The sequence below is a fragment of the Foetidibacter luteolus genome (assembly GCF_009650435.1).
Classification (GTDB): domain Bacteria; phylum Bacteroidota; class Bacteroidia; order Chitinophagales; family Chitinophagaceae; genus Foetidibacter; species Foetidibacter luteolus.
The window spans coordinates 47,967-61,138 of sequence record NZ_VVIP01000040.1 but is presented as its reverse complement, the minus strand read 5'-3'; the positions used below and the strand labels follow the sequence as shown (position 1 = coordinate 61,138).

General features: G+C 44.3%; 10 protein-coding genes. 4 read left to right on the top strand and 6 right to left on the bottom strand.

All coding sequences use genetic code 11. From position 1 onward, the window contains the following. Positions 1-14 precede the first annotated feature (14 nt). From F0364_RS12260 to F0364_RS12250, 3 genes are all read right to left on the bottom strand, one after another. Positions 15-2,039, bottom strand: a complete 2,025-nt coding sequence (locus F0364_RS12260) for a beta-L-arabinofuranosidase domain-containing protein (protein ID WP_153798080.1) — start codon at positions 2,037-2,039, stop codon at positions 15-17. Positions 2,040-2,442: 403 nt separating this feature from the next. Next, complete coding sequence (locus F0364_RS12255) at positions 2,443-3,270, bottom strand: universal stress protein (protein ID WP_153798079.1); 828 nt, start codon at positions 3,268-3,270, stop codon at positions 2,443-2,445. A 936-nt stretch (positions 3,271-4,206) separates the two neighbouring features. Next, positions 4,207-4,884, bottom strand: coding sequence for a hypothetical protein (locus tag F0364_RS12250; RefSeq protein ID WP_153798078.1), 678 nt, complete (start codon positions 4,882-4,884; stop codon positions 4,207-4,209). 306 nt (positions 4,885-5,190) lie between these two features. On the opposite strand from F0364_RS12250, the gene F0364_RS12245 reads away from it, so the two are divergent. From F0364_RS12245 to F0364_RS12230, 4 genes are all read left to right on the top strand, one after another. Further along, positions 5,191-5,754, top strand: coding sequence for a CAP domain-containing protein (locus tag F0364_RS12245; protein WP_153798077.1), 564 nt, complete (start codon positions 5,191-5,193; stop codon positions 5,752-5,754). Between the two features lie 80 nt (positions 5,755-5,834). Beyond that, entirely contained in the window at positions 5,835-6,968 is a 1,134-nt protein-coding gene (locus F0364_RS12240; RefSeq protein WP_153798076.1) for a Gfo/Idh/MocA family protein, read from the top strand. A 475-nt stretch (positions 6,969-7,443) separates the two neighbouring features. Further along, positions 7,444-8,556 carry an O-antigen ligase family protein gene (locus F0364_RS12235; protein ID WP_153798075.1) on the top strand — a complete coding sequence of 371 codons (1,113 nt, stop codon included), beginning with the start codon at positions 7,444-7,446 and terminating at the stop codon, positions 8,554-8,556. Between the two features lie 19 nt (positions 8,557-8,575). Further along, entirely contained in the window at positions 8,576-9,658 is a 1,083-nt protein-coding gene (locus F0364_RS12230) for an endo-1,4-beta-xylanase (protein WP_153798074.1), read from the top strand. Between the two features lie 125 nt (positions 9,659-9,783). Here the strand turns inward: F0364_RS12230 and F0364_RS12225 are convergent, their stop codons facing one another. The 3 genes from F0364_RS12225 to F0364_RS12215 all read right to left on the bottom strand — a co-directional run bounded on the left by F0364_RS12225 (position 9,784) and on the right by F0364_RS12215 (position 12,991). Next, entirely contained in the window at positions 9,784-10,263 is a 480-nt protein-coding gene (locus F0364_RS12225) for a hypothetical protein (protein WP_153798073.1), read from the bottom strand. Further along, positions 10,238-11,287 carry an AAA family ATPase gene (locus F0364_RS12220; protein WP_153798072.1) on the bottom strand — a complete coding sequence of 350 codons (1,050 nt, stop codon included), beginning with the start codon at positions 11,285-11,287 and terminating at the stop codon, positions 10,238-10,240. Before F0364_RS12220 ends, F0364_RS12225 begins: the two co-directional genes overlap by 26 nt. A gap of 69 nt (positions 11,288-11,356) precedes the next feature. Next, on the bottom strand, positions 11,357-12,991 hold the full coding sequence (locus tag F0364_RS12215; protein ID WP_153798071.1) for an acyl-CoA carboxylase subunit beta: 1,635 nt from the start codon (positions 12,989-12,991) through the stop codon (positions 11,357-11,359). Between the last annotated feature and the right edge of the window lie 181 nt (positions 12,992-13,172).

The window sequence follows — 13,172 nt, the reverse complement described above, 5'->3', positions numbered from 1 at the left end:
ATCAGTAAGGCTATTTACCTGCCCAGCACCGGAAACTGTGATATGCGAAGGTTAGAACAGCCATAAGGTATCAATATTACTTCCTCTTCTTCTTTTGCTGATTCCATGCCGTAGGTAATACTGTAGGGTATAGGGCCGGCCATCTCGTTATACAATTGCCAGGAAGGTATGCGCCGGGCCTTTGCCTTAATAACAAGCGGTGCGTTTTCCGGGTTCCAGGGGTAACTGGTCACGCTTCTTTTTTCAACACTGAAGGCTTGCTGCATTTTCTCATCGGCAACATGCACCAACCCATAATTCCACGGTGTAGCGGGGCGTATTTCTACATAGCTGGCGCCATAATCAATTGGGTCTTTGTCGTTGGTAACTAGTTTTGACTCTTCTCCAATCTTTAAAGCATAGGTAAGCGGGCCACGCTCTATAGATATTGAGTTTTCGTGCCAGGTATTTTTGTAAATGTGCATGGGCAACTGCAATTCTACCACATCGCCGTTTTGCCAGGCACGGTTAATTTTTAGCACCCGGCCATTACCTGATTGTTGCCATTGCTGCCCGTTAATTTTTACCGTTGCCTTCTTGCACCATTGCGGTATGCGCAAATGCAGGGGAAAAGATAAGGGTTTGGAAGAAGCGCCTTCCACCAATGTAAACTTCACCGCTTCCTCAAAGGGATAATTTGTTTCTTCTTTAAATAACACTTCCGCCCCACCTGCTACCATCGCCTTTACTTCGCTGGGCGAATAAACCAATGCGGCCAATCCACCATCCGCCGTGGCATACCACAGGTTTTGGGTAAACTTAGGCCAGCCCTGGTGCATGTTGCTGGTACAGCAGGGATAGCCCGACAGCAGGCCATAGCAAACATCCGTGCCGCCGTGGTTAACATCAAAATTGCGGATATGCCGTGTAATCATTACCTGGTTGGCCTGCTGAAAATACTGGCGTGTTAAAAAATCATCGGAAGCTTGTGTGGGCAGGGCGTTAAAGGCTATTTTTTCCAATTGGTCAGCATAGGCAGTGTTACCGGTTATGGCCAGCATACTCTCCAGGCTAAACATCATCTCTACCGCGCTGCAAAACTCGCTGCCCTGTGTAGGGTTATTGCCGTGCAGGGCTTCATCACCACCGTAAAGGCCATGTGCCAGGCCATTAAAAAGGCGAATGTCAGCAAGGCCTTTATCCGTGGCCTCCACATATTTTTTTTCAGGGTGGTGCTGGTAATATACCAATGGTTCTTTCAGGCCCTGTGCAAGGTTTACACAATGTATGCTGCCGGCTTTTGCAAGCATATCGGTATGCAGGAACGCGTTGGTAAAATCAAACCCCTGCCGGTGCAGTAAGTCGCCCAGCTGCAGTAAAAATTTATCACCGGTAATATTGTACAGCCAGTAAACAATGGCCAGGTTATCGCCAACGCGGTAGCGGGCCCAGAAAGTCCAGTGGCCAAGCGGCTTAGATGGCAGCTCTTTCAACTGGTATTTAAAATAACTCGTCATTAAATCAATCACCCTTTTATCCCCGGTGGCGGTATAATATTGTTTCAGTATTTTCAGCATCACCATTTTGGGCCACCAGTCGCGGCTGTTGTCACGTTGCAGGCCAGGTTCCGGGGCGTAATCTTTAGAAGGGCCGAAATAACCATCTGGCTGCCTGCTGTTCAGCGCCCATTCCACCCAGGGTTTGGCTTTAGCAATCAGCGCTTTGTCATCCAGTATGTAAGCCAGGGGCAACAGGCCGTCAATCCAGTAGGGCCCTCTCTCCCACTGGTCTCCATCGCCACCCAACCAGCCGTTGCGTTCGTTCATTACCAATGGGTAAAGTTTATCCAGTTGGCCCGTAGCGCCATCCTTTTGCCGCACCAGCATTTCTTTCAACCAACCCTGGGGCTTAATGGCGCCCAGCGGCAGCTCTATATATGGGTTTTGCCGTAACGGGCTGCGGTTATTGAGGTGCGCTTTTTCTTTTTGCGCCAGGGATGATAAACCGATGCAGCAAACGATAACCGTGATTACAAACTTAGCGTGCAATTTTTTAGCCATGCCGTTAGTGGTGTTTATTGAAAGAATTTTTATGGGCCCGGCAGGAGGAACATCTATGAAGCTTCGTTGCGTCGCACTCTTGTACTGCACCGCTTTACGAAACAACTAATTCGGCATCCCGCAGTATTACCGGATACTGTTATACTGCAAAAAGGACAAACATGTGCCATAGTATTGTTCAACCCTTTCGGGATTTTATCGTCAAATGCCCACTCCGGGTTTTATCCGGGGCTATTCACATTTAGCCCTTCGGGCTATTGCACAATTTTGCGTTGTATACACTATAACTGTACAGTGCAGCAAACGCCCATTCCGGTGACAGTATGCAAGACGTTAAAAACTGCCCGGCAGAACTACCAGGTAAAATTAATTTTGCCTTGCAGGTGCCACAGCAACGCACTGCTTAACCATTATACAACGACAGCAGCACGGTGTTGTTATTAACAGCAAGCCGCTCTGTAACACTGCCGTGCAATAACTGGTAAAGCCAGCTACGCTCTTTGTGAATGGTGATGATTACACCAGCGGATTTTTCCGCGGCAATACGTTCAACGCCTTCCACGGTATCAGCATCTTCTGTAAAAAGAAATTCAGGGGTAAAATCTCCCAGCAAAGAGTGTAGTGTTCTTAGTTCAAAGCTCGAATCAGGTCCGAAGTTTTTTTCTTCCCTGTCCACATTCAGTACCCACAGTTTTGGATGAACAGCCCGCAAAAAACCGGTAAGCGTTTCTTCCGCTTCTTTCTGCATGGGTTGTAAATCAGTAGCCAGCAAAGCAGATTGCACCGGCTGCAGGGGTACCAGGTCTGGCACAATCATTACAGGGTAATGTGCATTATGTACAATAGATACCGCCGTACCGCCAACATTGGTTTCCCTGTTTGCGGTTTTACCCTTGGCGCCCATCACTATAAGATCAATGTGCTGATGGGCGCAGAAGGTGTTTATTTCTTCTTCCAGCGGGTTATCAGAGGCAGCAACGTCAATTACAAGTTTCTCCTTGTGCCTGGCCGCCACCGGCGCTGCCAGCGCCTGCAAACGGCTGATAACAACGGCGTACAACTTTTCCGGCAGAGGCCCCAGCGATTCCGCGTCAAAATCATCAGCGAGGGTATGAAAAGAGTGATAGAGTGTAAGCTTTGAAGCTTTTAATTGTCCGGCCAGCACACAGGCATATTCCAGTGCATGAGCGGCGGCTTCGGAAAAATCGGTTAGCAGCAAAATGTTTTTCATACAAGGTTTTATAGCGGTAAAGTATGGATTATTTGTCAATTCAATTTTATCCTGGTTAAGGTTGCAAGTTGCATGTTGCCGGTTGCCGGTTGCTGGTTGCAGGTTGCTGGTCTGTTGATGGGTAAGTGATTGAGGTTTCTTTGGGGTGATGAAGTGCAAGTGCCATACAAGGTTAGGGCCGCAAACTTAAAGCTTTAAGCAAAAGAACATTGAACAACAAAGCCTCGTAGAGGCGGCATGTTAGTAGATAAGGAAAGATGCGGTTGCAAAGAGCGCCGTAGGTGCGATATGTTAAGCTGGGCGATGTGAAACAGCATGTTGGTGATTACCAGGCCCTTTTGCAAGAAGCTGTTTAACATGCCGCCTCTACGAGGCTTTACAAAACAGGCCGCGATGTTATGCTTGCTACTAACATATCGCTCCTACGGAGCTTTGCGGTTGGTTGTGAAAAGCTTAATCAAAAGGTTACCCGGAAGCTGGTTGCTGGTTACAGGTTGCAAGTTGCTGGTCTGTTGATGGGTAAGTGATTGAGGTTTTTTTGGGGTGATGAAGTGCAAGTGCCATACAAAGTCAGGGCCGCAAACATAAAGCTTTAAGCAAAAGAACATTGAACAACAAAGCCTCGTAGAGGCGGCATGTTAGTAGATAAGGAAAGATGCGGTTGCAAAGAGCGCCGTAGGTGCGATATGTTAAGCTGGGCGATGTGAAACAGCATGTTGGGGGATTATCACGAACATGGAACATTAAACAAAAGAACATTGAACAACAAAGCCTGACAGAGGCAACAAACCAAACTATACTGCGGGAAAAGCCGCATAGCGTACAAGGCGTACACGAGTGCGACGCAACGAAAGCCAAATTAAAGTTCCTGCTGCCGGGCCCATAATTCTCTTCCTCTAAGGCAAAACATTCGGTAGAACATTAAGGGCATTGCCCTTACCTGAATTTTATACTGAAGGCTTTGGAAAGAGTATCATAGTCATGGCTGGTAAGCTTCCCTTTTGTTTTTCTTAAGGTGATCAGTTCGTCGCTTTTATTGATAATCCTTGCCACAAGTTCGCGGGTATCCTGTGAATAATTGAAGGAAAGTTTTTGCCAGTTCTGCCGCAAAATGGGTGACTGCATCCACATAAGAAAGTTATTGACCCAAACATAACTACCCGTAATATCGTAAGAACCGGTTGATAAAAAATCTTCCATAGCCTGGAAGATGCGCATGGAACTGTACACCTCCAGCTGCCGGCGTTTGGCCGTATCAAAGTGGGTGGGTTCTATTGTGCCGAATTCTGCATCAGGCGTCATGCTTTTATACAGAAAATAGCCTTCGGGATAACTCTGGCATAGTTCCCGCTGGGGCTGCAGCCAGTTTTGCTGTATGTTGGCCAGCGTGTTGTAGGATATCCTGCTTTTCTCAATACGGTCGTTAGAGCGTACCGAAACATAGATATTATACGTAACCAGGAATACAGACAATGCCGCAATATTCCTTACGCTCAGGTCAAACTTTTTATCGCTGCTGATGTCGAACTTCCTGATATAGTAGTACCCCACCAGCCAGATAAAACAAACCACGCAAAAAATAATGAGGGGGCCATTTTGGCTTAAGCTTGTCATATGTAAAATGCATTTTATTTTTTGATACGGCCCAAAACTGGTTACTGTATGCGGTGGATTTTTGCAACGTAAAAAAAGCAGGAGACAATACCGTTGCCTGAAGACACATTACAGGGAAAACATTTGCCATAATGGGCCGGATTAATAACAATAAATATACAAATATCACTGCATCTGTAACCTATTCCTTACCATACATAGCGGAAAAAAACAGACCTGACCAACAGGATTTTTAACGGCAGCTTGACAACTTACAACAAACCGCCAGCGTTATTTTGACAAGAGTTTAAAACCACTCTTTTTTACATGAAAACTGCAGCCTTTTTTTTACTCGCAATCCTTTGCTCCTTTTCTCCTGTTGCGGATAAACCTGTAACTGACAAAACCGAAGCCCTTAAAGCGTTTGAACTGATTAACAGCATAAGGCAAAACCCGGCCTCTTTTACCGGCGCCAACCTTAGCGGCGTTAACGCGATGCCCGCACTTAACTGGAATGATACGCTGGCCAAAGCCGCAGAAGCCAAAGCGCTGGATATGGCCAGGCGCAATTATTTTTCTCATACAGACCCTAACGGGTTGGGCATGAACTACCACATTAACAAAGCCGGGTACAGCCTTAACCAGGCATGGCTTACCAATACCAGCAATAACTACTTTGAATCTATACAGGCCGGCGCTGCCGATGGAGAAGAAGCTGTAAGCATGTTGATTATAGACAATGGTGTTCCCACCCTTGGCCACCGCAAACATTTGCTTGGCATGGACCAATGGAATGCCTCGCTGAAAGACATAGGCATTGGCTTTGTGCGTACTGCAGAAGGATCGAAATTCAAGAGTTATACCTGCATACTGATTGCCCGGCACAGGTAGTGTTACAAGTTACTTGTAAAAATATTAGCCATACCAGCCGGTTTGTATCTGCTATCTTAGCCTGCTAAACAGCCGCCGGAATGAAAAATAAATTGCACTGCTATTACACCGTTGCGCTTATAACGATTACATGCCTTACTGCAAACCTGTCCGCCAAGGCACAGGATAATTTAGCCAAACCTGTACGTGTAGCCGTAGCGGGCATTACCCATGGCCATGTACCCTGGATATTGAGTAAAAAAGACAAGAAAGATGTTGAACTGGTGGGTGTGTACGAAACCAACAGCGAACTGGCTGCACGCTATGCCAAACGTTATGGGTACAGCGAATCTTTAATTTACAGCGACCTGGGCAAAATGCTGGATGCGGTTAAACCTGAGGCTGTAGTTGCATTTGGTTCTATTCTGCAGCACATGGCCGTTGTAGAAGCCTGTGCCCCGAGGGGGATACATGTTATGGTGGAAAAGCCGCTGGCTACCACTATTGAACAGGCTTTGAAAATGCAAAGCCTGGCAAAAAAATACAGCATACACCTGCTTACCAATTTTGAAACATCCTGGTACCCGGCTACCGTTAAAGCGTACCAACTGGTTAACGACAGCAACTACATAGGCAGTATTAAGAAAGTTGTTATACATGACGGGCATGAAGGGCCCCGTGAAATTGGCGTAAACAAAGAATTTTTTGACTGGCTTACCGACCCCGTGGAGAATGGCGGCGGCGCTTTGGTTGACTTTGGCTGTTATGGCGCCAACCTGATGACTTACCTGATGAAGGGCGAACAACCGGTTTCAGTAACCGCGGTTACGCAACAATTCAAACCGGGCATTTATCCTAAGGTGGATGATGAAGCCACTATTATTGTAACCTATCCTTCCGCACAGGCTATTATACAGGCTTCGTGGAACTGGCCGTTTGGCCGCAAGGATATGGAGGTGTACGGGCAAACGGGTTATGTTATTACCGTTAATGATACTGATATGCGGGTGCGGGCTAAAGGGGATAAAGCCGAACATTTCGCAAAAGTTACCGAAGCCGATGTTCCTGTGTATAGAGACCCGTTTGCTTACCTGGCTGACGTTATCCATGGCAAAATTACTGTACCTGAATATGGGGTTTACTCACTGGCCACCAACGTTACCGTAGTGAAAATACTGGATGCCGCGAGGGAGAGTGCCAAAACAGGAAAAACGGTTTGGCTGAAAGATAGATAAAACTACCTGCACGCAAGCCAAAGCTAAAGCTTACGGCCGCTATATTAACCCTCTTGCTTGTAACACCAACAGCAGACATAGCAACATACGTATACATTAGCCTATACTATTACTACCATTTAAAAAGCAGTTTAAGCGGCTCTGTTCAACCATTTGGGTAAAACGATGAAGTTTTTAATTAATTTATTGACAGATAATATTTTAAGCCTGCTTTTTTAGCTACTTCATTATATTTGTTTGCAAGTTTTAACCCGGCATTTCATAATGCCCTGGTATATACCTTCGTACAATTACCCCTGATTGATAGTTCATCAACATCAAGCTTAGCCATTTTAGAAACGTTACTTGCGTATGAATAACATTTTGTAGTTATTCACAAACTACCTGGCAATATATTTTTTGCTGCTACAATAAGCTTTCCGGTTAAGTTTATTGTACGGCTAAAGCTATACCAGGTACCAACCTAGCTAATGAAATGACACTAAGAAAGCTTCTTATACTGGTATCCATAGCCTGTTACTATCTTGTACCCAAAGGGCTGGGATTGATTCCTATGGCAGCGGTAATAGCCGGAAATTTTGTTGAGTGGACGGGCTCCCTGCCTATTAAAAAATACTGGGCACTTTACCTCTTTACTTTATCAGTGGCAATGGCAGCCCCGCTAAACCATGCAATAGAAACCATCGTGGTTATCTTATTTTGTCACGCAGCCGCCACAACAACAAAAACTTACATTAAGGCCCTTCTATTGTTGTACGGTGTAGTTATCGCTTTTCTCAGCCTGAAGTTTCCGCCTAAACTGGGTGCATGGTATTTTGCCGGGGAAGAAGTTGTCATCATCAACTCTACGATGGATATTCCCTTGTTAACCGCTATTTTTATCGGGCTTGCCGCTACCTGGCGACATAGGCTGTTAACCCTTCCTGTGCTTTTTTACCTGCTTTTAGTGTGCAACAGAAGAATGGTTATTGCCATCAGCATTATTCTATGCATTCTAGTTCTCACTAAATGGATCAATCAAAAAAAGATCTATTGGATAGCTGTAATTGCCAGTTTTATTGTTCCGCTTAATTTTTTGCTGTTGATTAAGTACGCTGATACATTCAGCTCCATACCGCTGCTGCAGGAGTTATTACTGAGATCCGGGGATCTTAACGAAGACAATGCAAGGTTATCAGGATGGTTATTGGCGCTGGATAATTTTTTCCCCATCAGCCTCGAAGATTTTTTTGGGTTTCACCGTGAAATTCAAAGGCATGCAGACCCACGCTATAATCATTTTCACAATGGATGGATACAGCTTTATTACAAGCAGGGCATTTTTGGATTTGTTACTTTACTCATCCTGATAAAACAGGTTATCGGCAAAATAAGCAATGCAGCACTACCCTGGCAATTGATTTTCTTTACCACCATCATTTTATCCATCACAGAAAGCGTATGGATGAATGCAGGCTTCATTTGCAACTTTTTTCTTATGGCTTGCTTTTTTATTTTAAAAGGTGGTCAAACCGAACCGGGTTTTAACCTTCCGTATCCACATTATCCTTACCGGCAAAAAAAACAATTGCTGCAACCACAACTTTGATTTTGATTAAACTATCTGTATGTCACAAAACATTCTATCGTTAAAACATAGCCTTACGGTAATACTATTTGTTTTTCTGTGCACTTCATGCTCATCGCAACCTCAATCCGCAACCGCGATGTTGCAGCGCGGAAAAAAACTTAAAGAGGCTTACAAAGATTATTTCCCTATTGGCGTTGCGCTGGACATTGAAGAGTTGCGGGATACTTCCATACAAAAACTGGTAACTGATCAGTTCTCATCCATTACCGCTAAAAAAGTAATGCAGCCTATGCGCATCCATGCAAAAGAGAAAGAATACAACTGGGCGCCGGCCGACAGTATGGTTAACTTTGCAGTTCAAAATAACCTCAAAATCAGGGGCCATTGCCTTGTTTACAATATACACATGCCAAGATGGTTTTGGCTCGATGAAAACAAGAAGCCTGCAGGCAGGGAATTGCTGCTTGCGAGAATGAAAAGCCATATTACTGCCGAAGTTTCCAGGTACAAGGGGAAAGTATATTGCTGGGATGTGGTAAATGAAGCCTTGCGGGATAACGATACACTGCTTAACCGTGTAGGCGAAGATTATATTGACAGCGCTTTTTTTTATGCGAAAGCGGCAGACCCGGATGCAATCCTTTTTTATAACGATGGTATATATACAGCAGCCCATATGAAGAAAATAGGCGGGCTAATGAAACGCTTAAAAGAAAGAGGGGTGCCTGTTGATGGTATAGGCATCCAGGGGCACCTGGGTATAGACGGTTTTGACAAAGATGAAATGCAGTCTTTTATTAGTAATTTCTCCGCCATGGGGCTACAGGTGCAAATAACTGAACTTGATATATCTGTTTACGACCGCATGTCAACCCCTGAAAAATTGCTTAAGGTTCCCGATACATTCTCCACCAACATGAGTGATAAGCAGGCCAGGATATTTGGCGATCTGTTTAAACTGTTCAGGAACAATAAAGACAAAATTACCGGGGTTACAATATGGGGGATAAAAGATGGCAACAGCTTCCTGGAACAGAAACTAAAAAGGAAAAACTACCCCTATTTGTTCAACGCTCAGGGGCAACCTAAAAAGAGTTTCCAAAGTGTAACTATGTTTTAGCATTGCTTCTACACCTGCCGGCTGATCTTATCCCATCAATAACAATATAAAAAATGGGAAAAGCTATAGCGTACCACAATGGATTACAAGACAGTTTAAAGTGAACCGACCTTAAATTGTTCAATTCAATTTTTTAGGGTCAAAATGCCTGGTGATTCTTTTCTGATAAGTTCTTTCACAAACCTATAAAAATTGATATTCTTACTAATATCATCAACTTTTGAAATTTGGGCAAAGCCTGCTAACTCATGGGGAAGGTTAAAAGCAACCGGATCTACATTTACACCTGATGCAGCCTGCAATAACCACTTTTCAATTGCCGGACAGATAACAATGAGGTAATGCGCCCGAAGTAGATGCTTTTTCAGCTTCAGCGAATATTCATCCTTTAGCTGAATAAAGTCAGAAAAATAGTTAGCCTTTCTCACCTTAGTGGTATCCTCATCAATAATCCCCAAAGCAGGTGACTCCGCAAGAGTGAGTTGCATTTTGCTTGCGACATTACCGTGACCATGCTGATGATTATATTTTTTAGCCGACTGACTGACAATTTCTGCAAGACGGGTATCTACAAAACATTCAGGTACGATATTCAAAACTGTCATCAAGGTACTTATTAAGGTTGAAAAATATATCCACTCCGTAATCCAAAAGCTCTGAGAGATCTGAGTCAGTTAATTTTTTAGCCTGTGTACTCCTGGCATTATTGTCATAGCTGCACACAAATACTCCCAAGTCGCCTGCCGGTGTGTTCTCTATAAGTGTATTTAACAGATATGGATTATGCGTAGCAATAAAAAACTGGGAATTATTGTTCTTAATTATTTCATCTGCAAGAAAGCTTACATAAGGAGGAAATGCGTGTGTATCAGGTTCATCCAAAGTAATAACAGAAGCATTATTATGCCTTACTGCAGCGATGTAAAACAGCATCCTTTTAAATGTGTCAGCTAATGCTTCATAAGACAATGTATAAACCAACCCATCCCCAAGCCTCAACTGGATATTTATAGTTTCGGTTGACTTATCAAGGTTAAATTCAAAGCCGTTTTCTTTTGCAAAGGTTTTTGCTAAACTAACCATGTCAGCATTATGATAAATAACCTTCGCAAGGTTATTGCCGAAAGGTGGCATTAGATTATAAAAATAATTACCTGAGTCGTGAAACTCAATATTACTTTGATATCTAAAAGGCTTAATAGGTGAAGCAAAAAATTGCATTGGATCTACTACCGAAAAATCTTTTTGGAACAAAGTTTCCGAACCGTTCGAGGTACTCCACTCAAAATAGTTTTTATCTTCTTCAGCATTATACTTCAAGTAAGTATTGATTGAGAACCCAGGATGCAATATTTCAATCGAATGCTGCAAATTCCCCAAGTGAAAGAGATCCGATGCACTTTGTACTCTAAAAAACTTCTGGATATCAATTAGCTCCCTCCCCTCTTTTCTGTTAGTCTCATTAGCTCCCAGCATCCACGACAAATAAGAAACATCAAGCGCTTCCAGAATATTCGATTTTCCAGAATTAGGCTCTCCTATCAGGACATTTATCCGGTTACATGATAGTTCAAGCTTCTTGATTGATTTGTAATTCTTTATTATAAGTGGATTTATATGATTTATCATTTAAGAAACTTTGCAACAAAAATAGTTATTACATTTTGTAAGATACTGACTTCTAAAATGCACAATTTTCTACACCTGCCACACACCGCTCTTCAACACCTCTACATCCGGGTTAAGGTTAGCCGCAGCAATACCTTCACTAATGCGTTCCCTTGTTTGCAGAGGGTCAATAATATCATCTACCCATAAACGGGCTGCGGCGTAATAAGGCGTGGTTTGTTTATCGTAGCGGGATTTAATGTTTTCAAGCAATGCCTGTTGCTCCGCTTCTGTTGTTTCCTTACCGGCAACCTGTATTTGCAGCAAAGTTTTCGCAGCCTGGTCGCCGCCCATTACCGCTATTTTGGCGCTGGGCCATGCATATATGAACCGGGGATCGTAAGCCTTGCCACACATGGCATAATTGCCGGCCCCGAAACTGTTACCGGTTATAATGGTTATTTTAGGCACCACGCTGTTGGCTACGGCGTTTACCAGCTTGGCGCCGTCTTTAATAATACCCGCATGCTCGCTGCGGCTGCCTACCATAAAACCTGTTACATCCTGCAAAAATACCAGCGGAATTTTCTTCTGGTTGCAGTTCAATATAAACCTGGCCACTTTATCGCTGCTGTCATTATACAATACGCCACCCATCTGCATCTCGCCCTTTTTGGTTTTAACAATCAGGCGCTGGTTGGCTACAATACCAGCAGACCAACCATCAATTCTTGCATAGCCGCAAACAATGGTTTTACCGTAATCTTCCTTAAACTGTATAAAAGATGACTTTCCCGTACCGCCATGCTCTGCATCGGCTATGCGTTCAATTATTTCCACTACATCATAAGGCCGGGCATTGTTTACGTGCATCAGGCCATACAGCTCCTGCGGGTCTTTGGCAGGGGCCAGCGGTTCAATCCTGTTAAAACCTGCTGTTTTACTGCTTCCCAGCTTGTGCATTATTTTCTTTATGTGGTCAAGACAGGCCTGTTCCGTATCAAATTTGTAATCTGCAATGCCGCTTATTTCCGTATGCGTAACAGCCCCGCCCAGGGTTTCATTATCGGTATCTTCTCCAATGGCGGCTTTAACAAGATATGGCCCGGCCAGGTAGATGCTGCCGGCGCCGTTTACCATCAGGGTTTCATCGCTCATAATAGGCAGGTAAGCCCCACCGGCCACACAGGCGCCCATTACAGCAGCAATCTGTGTAATGCCCATGGCACTCATGCGGGCATTGTTGCGGAATACACGGCCAAAATGCTCCTTGTCAGGAAAAATTTCATCCTGCAGCGGAAGAAATACACCGGCACTGTCAACCAGGTAAATTACCGGCAACCTGTTTTCCATGGCTATTTCCTGCATGCGCAGGTTTTTTTTACCGGTTATGGGAAACCATGCGCCAGCTTTAACGGTTTGGTCGTTGGCAAGTATTACACATTGCCGGCCACTAACGTAACCGATGCCTGCTACAGTTCCACCGGCTGGGCAACCGCCCTGTTCCGCATACATTTCATAACCCGCAAAAGCGCCAATCTCAGTAAATGGTTTATCCTCGTCACACAGGTAAGCAATGCGTTCCCTTGCTGTTAGTTTATTTTTTTGGTGTTGCTTGTCTATGGCTTTTTGGCCGCCGCCTAACATTATTTTGTCTAACCGCTGGCGTTGTTCGCTTAGCAGTTGCTTCATCCACTCTTCGTTACGGTTAAAATCTGTACTCATACTTACACTCGTTAGTGCGACAAATATAGAAGATTAAAGCCTGCAAGAAATGCTTTGGGAAATTGATTGGAATTATTGAGGTGCCTATAACCTGTTTTGATGATGCACATTGCAGAGTAGAGGACAAGGCGTACAAGTGAGTGACACAACCAAAGCCTCATAGTAGCCATATAGTCCGGGC